Source organism: Blastococcus brunescens (assembly GCF_035320885.1).
Classification (GTDB): domain Bacteria; phylum Actinomycetota; class Actinomycetes; order Mycobacteriales; family Geodermatophilaceae; genus Blastococcus_B; species Blastococcus_B brunescens.
Genome location: NZ_CP141261.1, coordinates 4355265 through 4375415 on the forward strand (window position 1 = coordinate 4355265; position 20151 = coordinate 4375415).

20 protein-coding genes and 3 pseudogenes are annotated in these 20151 nt (G+C 72.6%); 6 read left to right on the top strand and 17 right to left on the bottom strand.

Features of this window, described 5'->3' with window-relative positions; genetic code table 11:
* Positions 1-167 precede the first annotated feature (167 nt).
* The 11 genes and pseudogenes from U6N30_RS29305 to U6N30_RS29360 form a co-directional block, all read right to left on the bottom strand.
* On the bottom strand, positions 168-1595 hold the full coding sequence (locus U6N30_RS29305) for a methyl-accepting chemotaxis protein (protein WP_324275039.1): 1428 nt from the start codon (positions 1593-1595) through the stop codon (positions 168-170).
* A complete protein-coding gene (locus U6N30_RS29310) occupies positions 1481-1780 on the bottom strand; it encodes a hypothetical protein (protein ID WP_324275040.1) in 300 nt (99 codons plus the stop codon). The genes U6N30_RS29305 and U6N30_RS29310 overlap by 115 nt, the downstream gene beginning before the upstream one ends.
* A 314-nt stretch (positions 1781-2094) precedes the next feature.
* Positions 2095-2964, bottom strand: a complete 870-nt coding sequence (locus U6N30_RS29315) for a methyl-accepting chemotaxis protein (protein WP_324275041.1) — start codon at positions 2962-2964, stop codon at positions 2095-2097.
* A 316-nt stretch (positions 2965-3280) separates the two neighbouring features.
* Positions 3281-3514: pseudogene (locus U6N30_RS29320) on the bottom strand (CHASE3 domain-containing protein); the annotation flags it as partial.
* A 446-nt stretch (positions 3515-3960) separates the two neighbouring features.
* Positions 3961-5577: a methyl-accepting chemotaxis protein gene (locus U6N30_RS29325; RefSeq protein ID WP_324275042.1), complete on the bottom strand. Its 1617-nt coding sequence runs from the start codon at positions 5575-5577 to the stop codon at positions 3961-3963.
* A 318-nt stretch (positions 5578-5895) separates the two neighbouring features.
* Positions 5896-7626 carry a methyl-accepting chemotaxis protein gene (locus U6N30_RS29330; protein ID WP_324275043.1) on the bottom strand — a complete coding sequence of 577 codons (1731 nt, stop codon included), beginning with the start codon at positions 7624-7626 and terminating at the stop codon, positions 5896-5898.
* A gap of 182 nt (positions 7627-7808) precedes the next feature.
* Positions 7809-8360, bottom strand: a complete 552-nt coding sequence (gene otsB / locus U6N30_RS29335; RefSeq protein ID WP_324275044.1) for a trehalose-phosphatase — start codon at positions 8358-8360, stop codon at positions 7809-7811.
* A gap of 198 nt (positions 8361-8558) precedes the next feature.
* Positions 8559-10072 (bottom strand): annotated as a pseudogene (locus tag U6N30_RS34900) (alpha,alpha-trehalose-phosphate synthase (UDP-forming)).
* 13 nt (positions 10073-10085) lie between these two features.
* Complete coding sequence (locus U6N30_RS29350) at positions 10086-10250, bottom strand: fluoride efflux transporter FluC (protein ID WP_324275046.1); 165 nt, start codon at positions 10248-10250, stop codon at positions 10086-10088.
* Complete coding sequence (locus U6N30_RS29355) at positions 10223-10432, bottom strand: CrcB family protein (RefSeq protein ID WP_324275047.1); 210 nt, start codon at positions 10430-10432, stop codon at positions 10223-10225. The genes U6N30_RS29350 and U6N30_RS29355 overlap by 28 nt, the downstream gene beginning before the upstream one ends.
* Complete coding sequence (locus tag U6N30_RS29360) at positions 10429-10842, bottom strand: fluoride efflux transporter FluC (RefSeq protein ID WP_324275048.1); 414 nt, start codon at positions 10840-10842, stop codon at positions 10429-10431. The genes U6N30_RS29355 and U6N30_RS29360 overlap by 4 nt, the downstream gene beginning before the upstream one ends.
* 50 nt (positions 10843-10892) lie before the next feature.
* On the opposite strand from U6N30_RS29360, the gene U6N30_RS29365 reads away from it, so the two are divergent.
* The 6 genes and pseudogenes from U6N30_RS29365 (at position 10893) to U6N30_RS29390 (ending at position 14989) form a co-directional block, all read left to right on the top strand.
* Positions 10893-11087, top strand: a complete 195-nt coding sequence (locus U6N30_RS29365) for a CoA transferase (RefSeq protein WP_324275049.1) — start codon at positions 10893-10895, stop codon at positions 11085-11087.
* Positions 11048-11323 (top strand): annotated as a pseudogene (locus U6N30_RS29370) (CoA transferase); the annotation flags it as partial. The gene U6N30_RS29365 and the pseudogene U6N30_RS29370, both read left to right, overlap by 40 nt.
* Before the next feature lie 52 nt (positions 11324-11375).
* Positions 11376-11987, top strand: a complete 612-nt coding sequence (locus U6N30_RS29375) for a CoA transferase (RefSeq protein ID WP_324278534.1) — start codon at positions 11376-11378, stop codon at positions 11985-11987.
* 201 nt (positions 11988-12188) lie between these two features.
* The gene (locus tag U6N30_RS29380; RefSeq protein WP_324278629.1) at positions 12189-12497 is read left to right on the top strand and encodes a hypothetical protein; all 309 of its coding nucleotides are present in this window, start codon (positions 12189-12191) and stop codon (positions 12495-12497) included.
* The gene (murJ, locus tag U6N30_RS29385) at positions 12482-13783 is read left to right on the top strand and encodes a murein biosynthesis integral membrane protein MurJ (protein WP_324278535.1); all 1302 of its coding nucleotides are present in this window, start codon (positions 12482-12484) and stop codon (positions 13781-13783) included. Before U6N30_RS29380 ends, murJ begins: the two co-directional genes overlap by 16 nt.
* Positions 13784-14083: 300 nt before the next feature.
* The gene (locus U6N30_RS29390; RefSeq protein ID WP_324275050.1) at positions 14084-14989 is read left to right on the top strand and encodes an ATP-grasp domain-containing protein; all 906 of its coding nucleotides are present in this window, start codon (positions 14084-14086) and stop codon (positions 14987-14989) included.
* Between the two features lie 92 nt (positions 14990-15081).
* On the opposite strand, the gene U6N30_RS29395 is transcribed toward U6N30_RS29390, so the two are convergent.
* The 6 genes from U6N30_RS29395 to U6N30_RS29420 form a co-directional block, all read right to left on the bottom strand.
* Positions 15082-15723 (bottom strand): hypothetical protein, encoded by a 642-nt coding sequence (locus U6N30_RS29395; RefSeq protein ID WP_324275051.1) that lies wholly within the window; start codon positions 15721-15723, stop codon positions 15082-15084.
* Complete coding sequence (locus tag U6N30_RS29400; protein WP_324275052.1) at positions 15717-15902, bottom strand: hypothetical protein; 186 nt, start codon at positions 15900-15902, stop codon at positions 15717-15719. Before U6N30_RS29400 ends, U6N30_RS29395 begins: the two co-directional genes overlap by 7 nt.
* 309 nt (positions 15903-16211) lie before the next feature.
* On the bottom strand, positions 16212-16781 hold the full coding sequence (locus U6N30_RS29405; RefSeq protein WP_324275053.1) for a hypothetical protein: 570 nt from the start codon (positions 16779-16781) through the stop codon (positions 16212-16214).
* A gap of 64 nt (positions 16782-16845) precedes the next feature.
* Positions 16846-18630, bottom strand: coding sequence for an N-acetylglutaminylglutamine amidotransferase (locus U6N30_RS29410; RefSeq protein ID WP_324275054.1), 1785 nt, complete (start codon positions 18628-18630; stop codon positions 16846-16848).
* Positions 18631-18732: 102 nt separating this feature from the next.
* Positions 18733-18918: a hypothetical protein gene (locus U6N30_RS29415; RefSeq protein WP_324275055.1), complete on the bottom strand. Its 186-nt coding sequence runs from the start codon at positions 18916-18918 to the stop codon at positions 18733-18735.
* Positions 18858-20039 (bottom strand): S8 family serine peptidase, encoded by a 1182-nt coding sequence (locus U6N30_RS29420; RefSeq protein ID WP_324275056.1) that lies wholly within the window; start codon positions 20037-20039, stop codon positions 18858-18860. The genes U6N30_RS29415 and U6N30_RS29420 overlap by 61 nt, the downstream gene beginning before the upstream one ends.
* Positions 20040-20151: the final 112 nt, after the last annotated feature.

Genomic DNA, 20151 nt, shown 5'->3' on the forward strand with positions numbered 1-20151 from the left:
CTCACGTTGCGACCGGGCTGGGAGCCCGCCCGGTTGGGTCTTCGACCGGTGCCGGGCGGAGTCAAGGTGAACCCCGCCGGCATGGCCGTCGGTGCAGTTATCGGCACCCGCGGTGCTGGAACCGACCCTCCGGACGGGCGGAGACCCGCCCGTCCGGAGGCTGGTGCTCAGTAGGTGAAGTTGCCGACCGTGGTCCGCAGGTCGGCGGCCATGCGGGAGAGCTCGTCGACCGCGGTGCGGGTCTGGGTGAGTGCCTGCGTGGTGGAGTCGGCCGCGGTGGAGACGCCGGTGATGTTGCTGGCGATCTCCGTCGTCCCACCGGCCGCCTCCTGCACCGACCGCGACATCTCGTTCGTCGTGGCCGTCTGCTCCTCGACCGCCGAGGCGATCGTGGTCTGACGGTCGGAGATTTGGGCGACGATCGAGCTGATCTCCTCGATGGCGGCCACGGCGGCCGTCGTGTCACCCTGGATGGACAGGACCCGCCGGGCGATGTCCTCGGTGGCCTTCGCCGTCTCCTGCGCCAACTCCTTGACCTCGTTGGCGACGACCGCGAAGCCCTTGCCGGCCTCGCCGGCCCGGGCGGCCTCGATGGTGGCGTTCAGCGCCAGCAGGTTCGTCTGCTCCGCGATGCTCGTGATCACCTTGACGACGTTGCCGATCTCCGCCGACGACTCGCCGAGCTTGGCGACGGTCGCGGTGGTGGTCTCCGCGGCGGTCACGGCACGGGCGGCGACCTCGCTGGCCTCGGCGGCGTTGCTGGCGATCTCCCGGATCGACGCGCCCATCTCCTCGGCACCGGCAGCAACCGTCTGCACGCTGCGGCTGACCTCCTCGGCGGCACTGGACACCACACCCGACTGCGCGGCGGTCTCCTCCGCCGACGCCGAGATCTGCGCCGAGCTGGCACTCAGCTCCTCCGACGACGCCGCCACCGCGTCCGCCGAGGCAGCGACACCGGCCATGACGGACCGCAGGCTCTCCTGCGCCGTGCCGAGCGAGGCGGCCATCCGGCCGAGCTCGTCACCCGAGCGCACGTCGGGGACGACGGTCAGGTCGCCCGTGGCCAGGGCGTCCACCGACTTCTGCACCGACCGCACCGTGGAGACGATCTGGCGGACGACGAAGAGCGCCAGCAGGGCTGCGGCGCTGATGCCGATGGCGAGCGCGATCCACAGGGTGAAGCGCGCCGACGACGCCAGGTCCTGACCGGCGGCGGCGTCCACCTGCGCGTCGGCGGCCTGGCGCTCCTGCTCGGCCCCGAAGGCGTCCGAGAGCCCGCGTCCGGCCTCAGCGAGCGAGCCGCTCACGAGCTGCTGGACAGCGGGCACGTTGCCGGCGTCCGCGGCGGGGTACAGCTGCTGGTCGACGGTGGCGTAGTAGGTGTCGGCCGCCTCCAGGACCGGCGCGAAGTCGGCCGGATCGTTCAGCGTCGCGGTGTAGGCGTCCATCTGCTCGCGGAACTGCGCGCGGCGCTCGGTCAGCTGGGTGTGGAGGTCGGCGCGGGTGGCCTCGTCGACGAAGCCGATGATGTTGTTGCGCGAGCGGTCACCCTGGAAGGTGCGCTGCGCCCCGGCCAGCTTGTTGAGCGGCACGATCGAGTCGCTGTACAGGGTGTCCCCGGCGTCGGCGAGGTGCCGATCCGCTGGACGGCCAGGGCGGTCAGCCCGAACGCGACGATCGCCAGGACCGCGAGGGCGGCGCCGATCTTGACGCTGATCGGGCGATCGGTGAACCAGCCCGCCCGTCCGGACCGGGTGGTGTTGGCGGGGACAGTCATCGTGGTTCTCCTGATAAAGGGCGACGTACGCGGCGGACGGGGCTTCGCCTCGCCGGAATGGTGGCGACCACGTCGGTCCATCAGGCCGAGCGGGGTTCGTGACACGAGGAAAGGTAGGGCACGTCCGAATCCGATTCGTCCGTATTCCCGGCGTGTCTGGACCCGTGCAGAAGATTGGTCGGTGACCGCAATCCGGAAGTCGACATGGCGCCTTTCCGGCGACCACGGATCGGGCGGACAGCGACGAGAACGGCGGTGGCGACCGGGACATCGTCCGGTCGCCACCGCCGTTCATGGATCGCTCCCCACCGGTGTCAGTAGGTGAACCTCCCGACGGTGGTGCGCAGGTCCGCGGCCATGCGGGACAGCTCGTCGACGGCCGTGCGGGTCTGCGTCAGCGCCTGCGTGGTGGAGTCGGCTGCCGTAGAGACCCCGGTGATGTTGGTGGCGATCTCCCCGGTGCCGTTGGCCGCCTCCTGCACCGACCGCGACATCTCGCTGGTCGTGGCCGTCTGCTCCTCCACCGCACTGGCGATCGTGGTCTGCCGGTCGGAGATCTGCGCCACGATGCTGGAGATCTCGTCGATCGCGGCCACCGCCGCGGTGGTGTCGCCCTGGATCGCGAGCACCCGCTTGGCGATGTCCTCGGTCGCCTTCGCCGTCTCCTGCGCCAGCTCCTTCACCTCGTTCGCGACCACGGCGAAGCCCTTGCCGGCCTCGCCCGCCCGGGCGGCCTCGATGGTGGCGTTCAGCGCCAGCAGGTTCGTCTGCTCCGCGATCGAGGTGATCACCTTGACGACGTTGCCGATCTCCGCCGACGACGCACCCAGCTTGTCGACCGTCACCTTCGTCGTCGCGGCGGCGTCGACGGCACGGTTGGCGACCTCGCTGGCCTCGGCGGCGTTCTGGGAGATCTCCCGGATGGAGGCGCCCATCTGCTCGGCGCCGGCGGCGACGGTCTCCACGCTGCGCGAGACCTCCTCGGCCGCGGAGGCGACCACGCCGGACTGCGTCGAGGTCTCCTCCGCCGACGCCGAGATCTGCGCCGACGACGCACTGAGCTCCTCGGAGGAGGCGGCCACCGCATCGGCCGAGCCGCCGACCGACGCCATCACCGCACGGAGGTTGGTCAGCGCGGCGTCGAGGACGAGGCCGCCTGGCCGATCTCGTCCCCTGGCGCACACCGGTCTCGCCGGTCAGATCACCCGAGGCGAGACGCCCGGCGGCGGTCCGGAGCCGGCCGGCCGCACGGGCCATCGACCGGCTCACCACGACACCCAGCCCGACCGCGAAGCCCACGCCCAGGATGCAGACGACCACCATGTCGCGGATGGCGGTGTCGACCGCGTCGTCGTAGGAGGCGCCTGCCATGACGAACGCGTCAGCGCCCTCGACCGCTTCGGCCAGGACGGTCTCGTAGATCTTGCGCAGATCACGCGTCTCGGACATGGCCAGGGACACCGCCGCGTCCCGGTCAGTGCCGTACAGCGCGAACTCCGACTCCAGGCTGACCGCCCAGGCGTCGATGGCGACCCCGAGGTCGTCGACCAGGGCCGTCTGCTCCTCGTTCGGAGCCGTCGCACGAGCCTCCTCGACGAGGACGCCGACCTTGGCCAGTCGCTCCTCCACCTCGGCGAGGAACTCCGGATCCCCACTGAGGAGGTAGCCCCGCTCGTCGTTGGCCGTTGCCTTCGCGGTCAGGCCGATCGCGTGCAGCGCGTTGGTGTGCGGCATCGAGGTGGCGAGTTCCTGCGCGCGGGTCTCCCGCAAGCTGTCGAGGTCGGCCACCGCCAGGGCGCCGACGCCGACGGCGGTCAGGGAGGCGACCGTCACGGCCGCCAGGATCTTCACCCCCACCGGGCGATCGGTGAACCAGCGGCTGCGGCTCGGCCGCGGGTGTTCGACGGATTCGGGCACGGTTGAACTCCTAGGTCAGCACTGGATGGTCGGTCGCACGCTCCGCCGGAATGACCGCACGAGCGGAACGCGACGGCGAAGCTACGAACCGAAGATGAACGGACTGTTACCGATCGCGCGTGTCGCACCCACTGTCTCGAATAGCGCGGCGACCATTTCGGACACGTCGACTTGACCATTCGGTGCCGCAGCTGCGCCACGGACGCCGACGGGGCGGCGACCGGTCGAAACCGGCCACCGCCCCGTGGGGTCTCTGAGATTTCTCAGTAGGTGAACGTCCCGACGGCCGTGCGCAGGTCCGCGGCCATGCGGGACAGCTCGTCGACGGCCGTGCGGGTCTGCGTCAGCGCCTGCGTGGTGGAGTCGGCGGCCGAGGAGACCCCGGTGATGTTGGTGGCGATCTCCCCGGTGCCGTTGGCCGCCTCCTGCACCGACCGCGACATCTCGCTGGTCGTGGCCGTCTGCTCCTCCACCGCACTGGCGATCGTGGTCTGCCGGTCGGAGATCTGCGCCACGATGCTGGAGATCTCGTCGATCGCGGCCACCGCCGCGGTGGTGTCGCCCTGGATCGCGAGCACCCGCTTGGCGATGTCCTCGGTCGCCTTCGCCGTCTCCTGCGCCAGCTCCTTCACCTCGTTCGCGACCACGGCGAAGCCCTTGCCGGCCTCGCCGGCGCGGGCGGCCTCGATGGTGGCGTTCAGCGCCAGCAGGTTCGTCTGCTCGGCGATGCTGGTGATCACCTTGACGACGTTGCCGATCTCCGCCGAGGAGTCGCCCAGCTTCGCCACCGTCGCGGTGGTGGTCTCGGCCGCCGTCACGGCCCGGGCTGCGACGTCGCTGGCCTCGGCCGCGTTGCTCGCGATCTCCCGGATGGACGCACCCATCTGCTCCGCGCCCGCGGCGACGGTCTGCACGTTCCGGCTGACCTCCTCGGCCGCCGAGGACACCACCCCGGACTGCGCCGAGGTCTCCTCCGCCGACGCCGAGATCTGCGCCGAGCTCGCGCTCAGCTCCTCCGAGGACGCCGCGACGGCGTCCGCGGAAGCGACCACCGAGGACAGCACACCGCGCAGGCTGTCCTGCGCGGAGTCGAGGGCGGACGCCATCCGGCCGAGCTCGTCCTGGGAGGTGACGCCGGTGCTCACCGTCAGGTCGCCGGCCGCCATCGCCTCGGCGGAGGCCTGGACGGCCCGCACCGTGCGGGTGATCCGGCGGACGACGTAGACCGCGAGACCGACAGCGACGAGGGCCGAGAGGACCGTGGCCAGGAGCAGCATCCGGGTGGCCGAGGAGGCGTCGTCCCGTGCCTCCTCGTTGCGCTCTGCGGCCTCGGTGGACTGGGCGACGCCCTCCTCCTCGAGTCCGTCGGCGATGTCGGTGAGCAGCGGGCTGGACACCTCGCGGTAGGTCTGCGCGTAGGTGACGAGGTCACCGGCGTCCGCCGCGGGGAAGAGCTGCGCGGCGTTCGACGCCAGGAACTGCTCCCGCGCACCGAGGTACTTGTCGATCGCCGCCTGGTCCACGATGAAGGGCTGGTACTCGGCCAGAGCGGTCTCGACGTCGGCCTGCTTCTCGTCCATCTCACCGAGCAGCTCCACGCGGCGAGCCGGGTCGGAGACGGCGTACTCCAGCACCCGCGCGCGGTGGGCGGCCGTGGCGCGCTGGACGGCGGACAGGGCGTTCAGCGGCAGCAGGTTCTCGTCGTAGATCCGCTGCTGGTCGTCGGCCATCTCCGTCATGCGGGAGACGGAGAGGGCCGTGGTGCCCGACAGGACCACCACGAGGAGCCCGACGACGGCACCGATCTTCGCGCTGATCGGGCGATCGGCGAACCATCCACCCGGACGCCCGGATCGAGTGGTGCGGGCGGGGACGGTCATGAGGACTCCTGGGATGGACGCGGGGCTTCGCGATCAGGTGGACGTCGGAGGCGGACGCCCGACATGGGAAGAATGACTGATCGAAAAATGATTCGAGACAGGATCAAACGCGTGTCGCGGCAACCACTCCAGAAAGGCGGGCGAGCGACCTTTCTCGATGCCCTTGTCGACAATCGCCAGCCGTTCCGGGGAAACGGGATCGCACCGCGAATGGCGAGGAGCGCACGACCCGAAGGTCGTGCGCTCCTCGCCATCGTCCGGTCGGCGCCGGTGTGCGCCGTCGTCCCGAACTCCCCCGGGCATCCGCGGGGAGTCCGCTCAGTAGGTGAACCTCCCGACGGTGGTGCGCAGGTCGGCGGCCATGCGGGACAGCTCGTCGACGGCCGTCCGGGTCTGCGTCAGCGCCTGCGTGGTGGAGTCCGCGGCCGTAGAGACACCGGTGATGTTCGCGGCGATCTCCCCGGTGCCACCGGCCGCCTCCTGCACCGACCGCGACATCTCGCTGGTCGTGGCCGTCTGCTCCTCCACCGCACTGGCGATCGTGGTCTGCCGGTCGGAGATCTGCGCCACGATGCTGGAGATCTCGTCGATCGCGGCCACCGCCGCGGTGGTGTCGCCCTGGATCGCGAGCACCCGCTTGGCGATGTCCTCGGTCGCCTTCGCCGTCTCCTGCGCCAGCTCCTTCACCTCGTTCGCGACCACGGCGAAGCCCTTGCCGGCCTCGCCCGCCCGGGCGGCCTCGATGGTGGCGTTCAGCGCCAGCAGGTTGGTCTGCTCGGCGATGCTGGTGATCACCTTCACGACGTTGCCGATCTCCGCCGACGACGCGCCCAGCTTGTCGACCGTCACCTTCGTCGTCGCGGCGGCGTCGACGGCACGGTTGGCGACCTCGCTGGCCTCCGCGGCGTTCTGGGAGATCTCCCGGATGGAGGCGCCCATCTGCTCGGCGCCCGCGGCGACGGTCTCCACGCTGCGCGAGACCTCCTCGGCCGCGGAGGCGACCACGCCGGACTGCGTCGAGGTCTCCTCCGCCGAGGCGGCGATCTGGGCGGAGCTGGCGCTCAGCTCCTCCGAGGAGGAGGCGACGGCGTGGGCGGAGGAGGCGACGCCGGACAGCACCTCACGCAGGCTGGCCTGCGCCGCGTCCAGGGCGGCGGCCATCTGACCGACCTCGTCCTTGGCGGTGACCCCGGTTCCCTTGGTGAGGTCACCGGCGGCCAGCGCCTCCAGGGATGCCTTGACCAGCTGCACCGGCCGGGTGATGGAGCGCATGGTGCCCCAGCAGACGAGGGCGATGAGCACGAGCCCGCCGAGCGTGATCGAGCTGCCGATCAGCTGGGAGCGGGCAATCGCGTCGTCCAGCCGCTCCTGGGCCAGGGTGCTCTCGGCCGCGAGCGCGTCCTTCGCCGCACCCACGGCGCCGTCGGACAGGTCGTTCGCCGTCTGGATCTCCTCCCAGCGGCCACGCATCGTCACCGGATCTGCCACCGCCAGGTCCACCCAGGCGGAGATCGCGTCGGTGTAGGCCCCGAAGGCGTCGGAGAGCCCGGCCACCGACTCGGCCGCGCGGCCGGTCAGCGGGATCGTCGCGAGCTCGGCCAGCATCGCCTGGGGCGTGGCGATGTCGTCGGCCAGCTCCGGCAGCTGCGCCGCGGGGTCCTCCCGCGTGATCGTTTTGAAGCCGTCGACCTTGAGCTCGCTGGCCCGGGTGTCCAGCTGGAGCACGAGCTTCTCGGCCTGGTTGAGCTGCTCGAGCGACGTGTTGGCCTCGCGCACGTCGGCGTTGCCGATCAGGACGGCGCCGAGGACGCCGCCGAGGGCGAGGACGACGACGCCCAGCAGGACGCCGAACTTGACGGCGAGCGGACGGTCGGCGAACCAGCCGGCTCGCCGCCCGGTAGCAGGGGAGAGGGGGTGGGATTCACTGACGACCGTCCTGGAGGTGGAAGTGGTGATGCACGCGTCGGATGTGCTGACGCGGTCATTGTTGTGACTCCAGGCTCCCGCGCGGGTCTCCGTACCCGAGGTCAGGCGAAACGTGATGTGCACGGCGGGTCAACTACTTCCGATCGGCCATGTGTCGATTCGGCCGATCCGGCGATGCGCTCTACGGAATGGTTTCAGAAAGCCGCGACCTGGGCGGATGCACGAATTGTCGACAACTGCGGGACGTCGACCGGGCACCCAGGACTTTCGTCCTCTTTCGTCATCGGCGACACGGACCGGTCGCCTCAGGCCAGCAGATCGGCCAGGCGCTCCAGGACGGCGAGAGCACCGGACGTGTCGGGCACCCGGTACCGCGCTGCGGTGTCGCCCTCGCCCACCTTGACCGTGACGTCCGAGGCGCCGAGCGCGCGGAAGGCATCCTCGTCCGTGAGGTCGTCACCGACGTAGACGATCGCCGCCGCACCGAGCTCGCCGGCCAGACGGAGCAGCGCGCTGCCCTTGTCCGCATCGGTCACGGCCAGCTCGAGGACGTCCTTGCCCGGCTTCATCGTCAGTGACGAATCAGCGATCGACCTCGCCTCGTCGAGCAGCGCGGCGGCGGCATCGCGGTCGACGACCTGTCGCACGTGGACGGCCACGCTCGCCGGCTTGACCTCCAGCCGCGCGCCCGACACCCGGGAGACGACGGGCTCCAGCTCCGCGGCCAGCGCGTCGCGGCGGGCGGCGAGTTCCCCTGCGAGCGGTCCGTCGAACTCGGCACCGTGACTGCCCACCCATCGGTACGGGCCACTGAAGCCGCTGGTCACCCGGAGGTCGGCCACGCCGCGGCCGCTCACCAGGGCGACGGTGACTCCTCGACGGCCCCGAGGCGCTCGAGGGCCTCGGCGACGCCTGGCGCAGGGAATGCTGCGGACGGGTCGTCCACCAACGGGGCGAGGACGCCGTCGTAGTCGGAGGCGACGAGCAGGGGCGCCGTCCGGGAAGCTCGGCGAGGGCCTCGCCGAGGTCGGCCGGCAGCGAGCCGGTGGAGGTGGTCATCCCTGTGCTCCGCCCCGGCCGTCGGAGAGCGGCGTGGCCGACCGGCCGGCGGCCCGCCCGCTCGTCTGACCGCCGTCCTGGGCCTTCAGAGCGTCGAAGAAGGAGGTCGCCCAGTGGTCCAGGTCGTTCTTGGCCAGGTGCCGGCGCATGGCCCGCATGCGGGAGGCGGCCTCGCTGGGGTCGACCCGGAGCGCCCGCACCAGCTGGGTCTTCACGCCCGCGATGTCGTGCGGGTTGACCAGGAACGCCTGCTTGAGCTCCGCCGCGGCGCCGGCGAACTCCGACAGCACGAGCGCCCCGCCGAGGTCGGAGCGGGCGGCGACGTACTCCTTGGCCACGAGGTTCATCCCGTCGCGGTAGGGCGTCACGAGCATGACGTCGGCCGCCCGGTACAGCGCGGCGAGCTCCTCCCGCGGCATCGACTGGTTGAAGTAGTGCACCGCCGGACCGGCGATGGAGCCGAAGACGCCGTTGATGTGCCCCACCTGCTGCTCGATGGTCTCGCGCATGTGCACGTAGTGCTCCACCCGCTCGCGGCTCGGCGTGGCCACCTGGACCAGCACGGTGCCGGGCGCCTCGACGGCGCCGTCCTCGAGGAGCTCCTCGAAGGCGTTGAGCCGGAGGCTGATGCCCTTGGTGTAGTCGAGCCGGTCGACCCCCAGGATGATCTTCTCCGGGTTGCCGAGCTCCTTGCGGATCTCCTCGGCGCGGGCCAGCACCTCGGGGAGCGGGCCAGCTCGTCGAAGGCGGCGACGTCGATCGAGATGGGGAAGGCCTTCGCTGCCACCGTGCGGCCGTCGTACTCGATGGTGTTCTTGCGGGCCGGCAGGTCGTGCAGGCGGCGGGCCAGCTGGACGAAGTTCGTCGCCGCCGAGGGCCGCTGGAAGCCGACCAGGTCCGCGCCGAGCAGCCCTTCGACGATCGCCGAGCGCCACGGCAGCTGGGTGAACAGCTCGTAGGGCGGGAAGGGGATGTGCAGGAAGAACCCGATCGTCAGATCGGGTCGCTGCTGGCGGAGCAGTGCCGGTACCAGCTGCAGCTGGTAGTCGTGCACCCACACGATCGCGTTCTCCGCGGCCACGGCGGCGGTCCGCTCCGCGAAGCGCTTGTTGACCTGGACGTAGGTGTCCCACCAGTTCCGGTGGTACTCGGGCTTCTCGACGACGTCGTGGTAGAGCGGCCACAGCGACGCGTTCGACATGCCCTCGTAGTAGCGGTCCACCTCGTCCTCGGCCAGCTCCACCGGGATCAGGGACATGCCGCCGGACTCGAAGGGCTCGGGGGCCTCACCGGCCGAACCGGACCAGCCCACCCAGGCCCCGCCACGGCCCGCGACGAAGGGCTCCAGCGCCGTGACCAGCCCGCCCGGGCTGCGCTGCCACCGGGTGGTGCCATCGGGGTCGGTGACCTGATCGACCGGCAGCCGGTTGGCCACCACGACCACCGGGCTGTCCGCGCCGACCTGGCCGCTCGTGTCAGCGTTCGTGTGGTTGCCCGTGTTGTCCGCCATACCGCCCCCGACCTTATCCGGCCAGCACGTACCCGGCTGCCGCAGCACCGAGACCGAGCACCACCGTGGCCGCCAGCTGGCCGAGCGCCCGCCCGAGGGCACGCTCCTCCAGGAGCCGGACGACGTCGGCACCGAAGGCCGAGAAGGTGGTCAGCGCACCGCAGAACCCGGTGCCCACGAGGGCGAGGACGCCGGGGAGACGTCGGCCAGGCCGAGCAGGACCCCGAGCAGGGCGCTGCCGGCGACGTTGACCGCCAGCGTGCCCCGCGCCGGATCGCCGGACCGGGCGGCCAGCCGGGTGGCGAGCAACCGCAGCGGCGCCCCCGCCGCAGCCCCGAGGACGACGAGCAGCGCGGTCACCGGGCGACCCGCCGGACCCCCAGGGCGCCGAGTGCCACCGCCAGGACCCCGCCCGCGACCGACACCAGCACGTAGCCGGCGGCGAGCACCGCCGATCCGCGTTCCACCAGGTCGACGACCTCGACGGCGAAGGCCGAGTACGTGGTGTAGCCACCCAGGGCGCCGACGCCGAGGAACGGGCGGGCCCAGGACGGCTCGGGGTCGCGGAGGGCGAGGGCAGCGAGCAGGGCGCCGATGAGCAGGCAACCGGTGAGGTTCACCAGGAGCGTTGCCCAGGGCCAGCCGCCGGGGAGGGAGCGCCACGGCCACCGCCCACCGGGCCAGCGCACCCAGGGCACCGCCCACGGCCGCGAGCAGATAGGCCACGTGCTGCCCTCCCCGACCGGCCGTCCCGCCGTGTACGGCAGCATGCGCGCAGAAGGGTCGCACGAGCGCGGCCCCGGGCGCGGGAGGTGCCGGCGTGGGACCGCTGCAGGGCGTACGGGTGGTGGAGTTCGCGGGGCTCGGGCCGGGACCGTTCTGCGGCATGCTGCTCGCCGATCTCGGGGCCGACGTGGTCCGGATCGACCGCCGGGGCGCCCGCGGGGTCTGCTGGGATCGCTCGGCGCGAGCTCGTTGCTGGACCGCGGCAAGCGCTCCATCGCCCTCGACCTGAAGCACCCGGACGACGTCGCCGTCGTGCGGGCGCTGGTCGAGCGGGCCGACGTCCTGCTCGAGGGGTTCCGGCCGGGCGTCATGGAGCGCCTGGGTCTGGGCCCCGACGAGCTGCTCGCCCTGAGGCCGTCGCTGGTCTACGGGCGGATGACCGGCTGGGGGCAGACCGGTCCCCTGGCGAGCTCCGCCGGGCACGACATCGGCTACATCGCGCTCACCGGAGCGCTCGGAGCGACGGGCCGGCCGGACGAGCGACCGACGCCGCCGATGAACCTGCTGGGCGATTTCGGTGGCGGGGAGTGTTCCTCGCCCTGGGCGCGCTGGCGGCCCTCGTGCACGCCCGGGCCACGGGGAGGGCCAGGTGGTGGACGCCGCGATCGTCGACGGCACCGCCGTCCTGACCACGATGATCCACGGGATGCTCGACGCCGGTGTCTGGCGGGACCGGCGCGGGGTGAACCTGCTCGACACCGGCGCCCCGTTCTACGACGTCTACCGCTGCGCCGACGGGCAGTTCCTCGCCGTCGGGGCCCTGGAGGAGCAGTTCTACGCGGCGCTCCTGGACGGCCTGGGGGTGGCCGGCGACGAGACCCTCCCCGACCGCAACGATCCGCGCCAGTGGTCCGCCCTGCGCGACCGGTTCACCGAGCGGTTCGCCTCGCGCACCCGGGACGAATGGTGGGCGGTCTTCGCCGGGACCGATGCCTGCGTCGCTCCGGTGTGGTCGCTGCTGGAGGCGACGCAGGACGAGCACAACCGCTCGCGGGGCGTGTTCGTCGAGGTCGCCGGCGTGGTGCAACCCGACGTCGCCCCACGGTTCTCCGCTACCCCGGGAGCAGTGGGCACGGTCCCGGCTCCCGGCCAGCACACCGACGAGATCCTGGCCGAACTCGGGCTCTGAGCGCGTCCTCCCTCACCGTGTGGGGTCCTCCCTCACCGTCGACCGCGAGGGAGGACCCGGAACGATCAGGGACCCTGATCATCGGGGAGCTCACCCGTGGCGGGCGGAGTCGCTGGCGGAACTCGCTGCGGGCCCGAGGAGGGACGCGGTTTCCCGAGGGCTCGCCCGGCTCCTCATCAACGACCGCCATGATGTGCCGCTGTGGACGGGACCCGGAACACCCACGGGAACGCGCCGCGCTCCCGGCGGGGACGCGTCACCCGCGCGGCCACCCTGCTGGTCTCCCTGACCGCCCTCAGCCAGGTGCTCGGGCTCGTCCGCGACGCGGTCATCGCCGCGGTGTTCGGGGCAGGTGCCGCCCTGGACGCGTACCTGGTCGCCCAGGGCGTGATGAACCTGGTGCTCGCCCTGGTGGCCGGCGCCCTCGCGCGTGCCGTCGTCCCCCGGTCAGCCGTGCGGCGGCGGCCGGCGACAGGGAACGGTCCGACCGCACCGTGCGGACGGTCCTGACCCTCACCGGCGTGGTGCTGGTGGTGGGTTCCGTGCTGGTCTTCCTGGCCGCGGACCAGGTCGTGGCGGTGCTGGCGCCCGGCTTCGACGAGTCGACCGCCGACCTCGCGGCACGGCTGACCCGCATCGTGGTCGTGGCGGCCCTCTTCGTCGCCGGCACCGACATCCTCGCCGCCGCCTGCCAGGCGCATGGTCGCTTCTTCGCCTCCGGCATCCAGGGCGTCCCGTTCAACGTGGTGATGATCGCGGCGGCCGCGTGGGCCGGCCCCCGCGTCGGGATCGAGTCGCTGGCCGTGGGCTTCGTCGTCGGCTCGGCGGCACGCCTGCTGGTGCAGCTACCCGCCGTGCGGGCCGCGGGGATGCGCCTGCGACCGCAGCTGGCCCTGCGCGACCCGGACGTGCGCGAGGTGCTGCGGCTGACCCCGGCCCTCCTGGTCGGCAGCGCGGTGCTCAACGTCAACACGCTGGTCGACCGGGCGGTCGGGTCCGCGCAGGGCGAGGGCGTCATCACGTCGCTGAGCCTCGGCTTCCGGGTGATCCACCTGGTCGACGCGCTCCTCGTCGTCACCGTCGTCGCCGCGCTGTACCCCGCGTTCAGCGAGGCGGGTGCCGCCGAGCGCCGGCACGACCTGCGCCAGCTGGTCGACCGGACGCTGCGGGTCATGGTGGCGCTGCTGATGCCCGTGGTCGCGGCCCTCGTCGTGCTGGCCCGGCCCGTCGTGCAGCTGCTGTTCGGTCGCGGTGACTTCGACGCGGCCGCGGTGTCCGCCACCGCCACCGCGGTCGCCTGGTACGCCGCCGCCGTGCTCGGGGTGGCCGTCCGGTCCATCGCCTCGCGCGCGTTCCTGGCCGTGGGGGACAGCCGCACACCGACCGTCGTCGCCGTCGTCGCCATGGTCGTGAACGTCGTCGGGGACCTGACCCTGGGCGTGACGTTCGGCATCGCGGGGCTCGCCGTGTCCACCAGCCTGTCCCTGCTCGTGGGCGGGGTGCTCGCGGTCGCCCTGCTCGCTCGGCGGCAGGCCGCCGTCGACGCCGGCCGGCTCGCCCGGTCCGCGGCCCGCAGCGGCTGCGCCGCGCTGGTCGCCGGGGTGGCCGCCGCCGCCGTCGTGGCCTGGGCCCTGCCGGCTGGTCAGAGTGCGGCCGCCGCCGTCGCCCAGATCGCCGGTGGTGCTGCGGTCCTCGGACCGGTGTTCGTCGTCGTCCTCCTGCTGCTGCGCGGGCCGGAGCTCGCAGATCTCATCGGCCTGCTGCCGGGACGGGCGTCGCGCGGCGGCCGGCGTTAAGGCGGGATGAGGGTGCTCTCACAAACCTCGGCCCGGACCGCAGGTGTCCTTAGCGTCCATGGGCATGACATCGGCCCGACGTGCGCTCGTCGTGACGTCCAGCCGCGACCGCGGGTCGCTCGCGGCCGTCCGCGCCCTCCACCACGCCGGCTGGGTGGTCGGCGTCGGGACCCCCGACGGCGACGGCATGGTGTCCGCGTCGCGGGGCTGCAGCCGGCGACACGTCGTGCCGCGCGCACGGGGGATGCCTGCGACTTCGTCGCGGCGGTCCGGCACGCGGTCCGGGACGGCGGCTACGACGTGGTGTTCGGCGGCGGTGACGACTGGATGGCGGCGCTCGCGACCTACGCCGACGCGATCCCGGCCGCTGTCGCCCACCCGGACGCGGACGTGGTCATGGCGGCACTCGACAAGGTGGAGCTCGCCCGGCGGGCGCCCGCTGCCGGGCTGACGGCGCCTCGCACGGAGCCGGCCACCGCAGCAGCGCTGGCGTCGTGGGCAGGACCGGTCGTGGTGAAGAGCCGCGCGCACTGGCACCGCGGCCTGCGGCACGAGCTGCGCATCGAGGCGCGGCGCTACGCCGACGTCGCGACGGCGATGCCCCGCGTCCAGCGGCTCACCAAGGCCGGCCTGCGGCCCGTGCTGCAGGAGCCCGTCGACGGAACGCTGGAGGCGCTGGTCGGGCTGGTCCACGACGGCCGGCTGCTCGGTCGCCTCCGTCAGCGGTCCCTCGCCCTGTGGCCGACCCCGAGCGGCGTCACCTGTCGTGCCGAGACTCTCGCGGTGGACGAGGACCTGGCCCGCGGCGCCGTGGCCCTGCTCGCCGATCTCCGGTGGTCGGGTTTGGTCCAGCTCCAGTTCCTGCGCGACCGACGTGGTGTACCGCACCTGATCGACCTCAACGGCCGGTTCTTCGGCTCGATGGCGCTGACCGTCGCCGCCGGCGCCAATCTGCCCGACGCCTGGGGCCGCCAGGCGCTGGGCGAGGACCTGCCCGATCTGCCCGACGGGAGACCGGGCGTCCGCTTCCTGTGGGCGGCCGGCGATCTGCGGCGCGCCCGGATCGAAAGGCGGGGAGGGGTCCTCGCCGACGCGGGATCCCTCCTGCGCTGGCTCCCCGGGGCGGTCACCAGCGTGTGGGACCCGCGGGACCCGCGGCCCACCGCCACCCTCGTCCGGGAGCGACTCCGGCCCCGTGGGCGCTGAGCGGCGTCCTCCCTCACCGTTCGGGGTCCTCCCACACCGTCGACCGCGAGGGAGGACCCCAGACGATCAGGGAACCTGATCATCGGGGAACCTCAGCGGCGGCGGGTCTCGGGGAACAGCAGGTCGACGAACCGCTCCGCGACCGGCTGCGGCTCGTGGTTGGCCAGCCCCGGGCGCTCGTTGGCCTCGATGAACACGTAGTCGGGCCCGTCGACGGCGGGGACGAGGAAGTCGATGCCCGTCACCGGGATGCCGAGGGACTCCGCCGCCCGGACGGCGGCCTCGGCGATCTCCGGGTGCAACCGGTCGGTGACGTCCTCGATCGTGCCGCCGGTGTGCAGGTTGGCCGTCCGCCGGACGGGGATGCGCTCGCCGTTGGGCGGGACGTCGTCCATCGCGTAACCGGCCGCGGCGACCACCTCTGCGGTCGTGTCGTCCAGCGGGATGCGCGACTCGCCCCCGGTGGCCCGCTCCCGGCGCCGGCTGGTCGACCGCACCAGGTCCGCGACCGGGTGCCGCCCGTCTCCCACCACCTCCGCCGGGCGCCGGACGGCGGCGGCGACCACGTGCCGGTCGATGACGACGACCCGCAGGTCCTCGCCGGCGACCAGCTCCTCGACGAGCACATCGGGGCAGAACTGGAGGGCGTAGGTCACCGCGCGGTCCAGAGCCGCGTCGTCGGCCACCCCGACCGTGATCCCGCGTCCCTGCTCGCCGCGGGCCGGCTTCACCACGACCTGCCCGACGTCGGCCAGGAGGGCGCGGGCGTCGGCGAGGTCGCCCTCGCACGCCAGCGCCCCCGGGCCACCCGCACGCCGGCCCGGCGCATGATCCGCCGGGTGACCCGCTTGTCGTCGCAGCGGCTGAGGGCGACGGCGGTGGTGAACTCCGACAGCGACTCACGGGTGAGCACCGTCCGCCCCCGACGGTCAGCCGCATCTCGCCCCAGTCGGCGTCGGTCACCTCGACCCGGATCCCCCGCCGCAGGGCTTCCTCGGCGATGATCAGCGCGTACGGGTTGAGCGTGTCCAGGCCGGGCGGCCGGGCGGCGAACAACGGGGTGTTGATCGGGTTCTTGCGCTTGACGCAGACCGCGGGCACCCGGGCGAAGCCGAGCTTCCGGTAGAGCTTGATCGCCGGCGTGTTGTCGTGCATCACCGAGAGGTCGAGGTAGGCCCGGGCGCGGGCCACGTAGCGCTCGACGAGGACCCGCGCGAGCGCCTCACCGGTACCGGGGGCGCGTCCTGCTTGTCGGCGACCAGGCACCAGAGGCTGGTGCCTCCTCCGGATCGCCGAAGGCGAGCGCGTGGTCGACCCCGGTCACGGTGCCCACGATCTTCCCGGTGCGGGTGTCCTCGGCCACCAGGTAGGTGAAGGTGCGGGTCCGGTGGTTGGCCCACATGGTCGCGGTGTCGGCCGGCACCATCCCGTTGCGGGCGTAGAGGTCGTTGATCAGGCCCATCTCGGCCTCGGACGTCACCGTGCGCACGAAGACCCCGCGGATGACCTCGGCCCGGGGACGGTACCGGTGCAGGTAGAGCCGGTAGGTCAGCGACGGGTCGATGAACAGCTCGTCCGGCGCCATGCCCACCAGCACCTGCGGGTCACGCGGGTAGACGCAGATGTCCCGCCGGCCCGTCTCCTCGCCGCGCAGCACGTCGACGATGCCGCGGAGGTCCCGGAAGGTCTGGCCGAACACGAGCTGTCCCCAGCCGAGGTCGAGGACGACGTCGGTGCCCATGCCCTCGAGCTCGTGCGCGGACGGTTCGTGCCACGACCGGCTGGTCAGCACGGGGGTTCCGGTCACGGGGTGCGGCGGCGGCGGCCGGCGACGCGCGGGGAGCCACGATGCCGCCTCAGACCCCGTGGGTCTGCAGCCAGAGCTCGAGCAGGCCCAGCTGCCAGAGCTTGTTGCCGCGCAGCGGCGTGAGCTCCCCGTTCGGGTCGGCCAGCAGCTCGTCGACGTAGGCCTGCCGGAACAGCCCGCGGTCCCGGGCGGCGTCCGAGGCCAGCGCATCGCGCACGAGGCCGAGCACCTTGCCCTCGAGGTGGGTGATCGCCGGCACCGGGAAGTACCCCTTCGGCCGGTCGATGACCTCCGGCGGGATGATCCGCCGGCCGATCGCCTTGAGGATCCCCTTGCCGCCGTCGGCCAGCTTCAGCTCGGGCGGGCAGAGCGCGGCGAGCTCCACCAGGTCGTGGTCCAGGAACGGGACCCGCGCCTCCAGACCCCACGCCATGGACATGTTGTCCACCCGCTTCACCGGGTCGTCGACGAGCATGACCTCGCTGTCCAGGCGCAGCGCCGCGTCGACGGCGGTCTCCGCTCCGGACCGCGACATGTGGTCGCGCACGAAGGCCAGGCTGGGGTCCTCCGCGAGGGCGTACCGGTCGGAGACGACCGACTGCAGCCGTGCGTGGTCACGGTCGAAGAACGCCGCCGCGTACCTCTCCACCGCCTCGTCGCGGCCGGCGCCGGCCAGCGGCGGGTACCAGTGGTAGCCCGCGAACACCTCGTCGGCGCCCTGCCCGGACTGGACGACGCGGATGGTCTCGCTCACCCGCTCGCTGAGCAGGTCGAACGCGACGACGTCGTGGCTGACCATCGGCTCGGCCATCGCCCCGATGGCGTGGCCAAGAGCGGCTGAGAGCTCGTCGGAGCCGACCCGGATGCGGTGGTGGTCCGTGCCGAAGTGCTCGGCGATGACGTCGGAGTAGGCGAATTCGTCGCCCTCGCGTCCACCCACGGACTCGAAGCCGATCGAGTACGTGGCGAGGTTGGTCTGCCCCTCCTGCGCGAGGAGACCGACGATCAGGCTGGAGTCCAGCCCGCCGGAGAGCAGCACGCCGACGGGGATGTCGGCGACCAGGCGGCGGCGGACGGCGACCCGCAACGCCTCCTCGACCGCGTCCTCCCAGTCACGCGCGGACCAGGTGGCGTGCTCGGGACGACGCTCGTACGTGGCGTTCCAGTAGCGGTGCTCGCGGCTGGTGCCGTCGGCCTCGACGACCCGCACGGTCGCCGGCGGCAGCTTGCGGACGCCGTTGAGCACGGTCCGGGGCGCCGGGACGACGGCGTGCCAGGTGAGGTAGTGGTGCAGGGCGACCGGGTCGATCGAGGTGTCGACGTCCCCGCCCCTGAGGAGGGCCGGGAGGGTCGAGGCGAACCGCAGCCGCTTGCCGGGCGTCTCGGCCAGGTAGAGCGGCTTGATGCCCAGCCGGTCGCGGGCCATGACCAGCCGTCCGGTGTCCCGCTCGTGGATGACGAAGGCGAACATCCCGTGCAGGTGCGACACGACGTCGGTGCCCCAGTGGTGGTAGCCCTTGAGGATCACCTCGGTGTCGCTGTGGGAGAAGAAGCGGTAGCCGTGGCCCTCGAGCTCGGCCCGCAGCTCCTGGTAGTCGTAGATGCAGCCGTTGAAGACGGCGGTCAGGCCGAGCTCGTTGTCCACCATCGGCTGGGAGCCGCAGGTGGAGAGGTCGATGACCGAGAGGCGGCGGTGCCCGAAGGCCACCCGGCCGTTGCTCCAGGACCCTTGCCCGTCGGGCCCGCGGGGCACGAGGGACTCGACCATGCGAGCGACCGCGGTCGTGTCGGCCAGGGACCCGTCGAACGTGATCTCGCCGCAGAGGCCGCACATACGGACCTATCTAACCCTCGCCGCTGATCGACCGCGACGCCGGGACGGTCCGGGGTGGCGCAGCTCACGCCACCCCGGGCCGGGTGTTCCACGTGGAACGGGCTAGGCGGTGAGTCGAGCCACCGCCGCCATCACGTCGACCAGGCCGGTGCCCTTGTCGAAGGACGTCTCGTAGCCCCCGACGGACTGGTACGGGGCGCCGTCGGCGTACCGGTGCGCAGTGCCCTTCAGCGCCGCCTCGACCTCGGCGGGCGTCGCCGTCGGGTCCGCCTGGAAGAGCTGCGCCACGATGCCGGCGACGTGCGGTGCCGCCATCGACGTCCCGCTGATCGTGTTGAACGTGCCGACGTCCAGCAGGCCGGGTCCGTTGCGGGGATCGAGCCCGGTGGCGCAGATGGGCAGGTAGAGCCGGCAGGCCGACGTGATGTTCTCCCCGGCGCGGAGAGGTCCGGCCAGGTGCGCGGGTCGGCCGAGGCGCCACGCGAGGAGTACTCGCTGACCACGCCGTCCCGGGTGCCGGTGTCCTGGTCGAAGTACGAGGCCACCGAGAGGATGCCGCCGGTCGGGTCCTGGCCGGGCGGGTTGGTCAGCGACGTCGAGCCGTCACCACCGTCGTTGCCGGCCGCCCAGACGGTGACGACGCCCTCGTCGGCGAGCGCACGCTGCAGCTTGACGGTGGCCGAGTTCGGGTCGAACTCGCCGCCGCCGGACGGACCGTAGGAGTTGTTGGTGACCTTGACGGGCGGACATTCCGCCGCGGGCACGGATGCGCCGCACGGGGCCTCGTGGTTCTCCAGTACCCAGTTGAGCGCCGAGTCGGCCCCCACGATCAGCAGCACCGCGCCGGTGGAGATGGAGACGATGCTCGCGCCGGGCGCGGCCCCGGTCAGCTCCCCGCCGTCGGAGAGCGCCGTCGGCCGGCCGGCGACGATCCCGCTCACGTGGGTGCCGTGCCCGCCCCCGGAGATCGTGTCGGTGTCCAGGAAGCCGGGGACCGGGAGCACGCAGTCAGGACTCGTGGCCGTCTCCAGCAGGCAGACGCTCTTCAGGTTCGCCACCACGGCGCTGCTGCCGTCGGGGTTGCGGAAGTAGGGGTGCGTCGGGTCGATCCCGGAGTCGATGACCGCCACCGAGACGCCGCTGCCGTCCAGCGCCTGCCCGTTCGCCCCGGTGAGGGTGGAGGCGGCCTCCGCGCCGCGGGTGGCGGCGTTGGAGGTCTCCTGGGTGAAGGCGATGGGAGTGTTGCCCTCGAGGTAGCTGACGCCCGGCTCGGTGCGCGCGGCCTCGATCTGGTCGGCGGTGCCCGAGGCGACGACGACGCCGATCCGCTCGAACTCGGTGATCGTGCGCATCCCGGTGGCCCCGACGGCCGCGCGTGCGGCGTCGATGTCGGTGCCGTGCACGAGCACCGTGGCCTGCGTGGCGCCCGCCAGCCCTCGAGCTGGTCGGCCAGGAAGTCCTGGACGGGGGCGAGCGGGTCGGACGGGGCGGCCTGCGCCGGCGCGGCGAGAACGGCCGCCG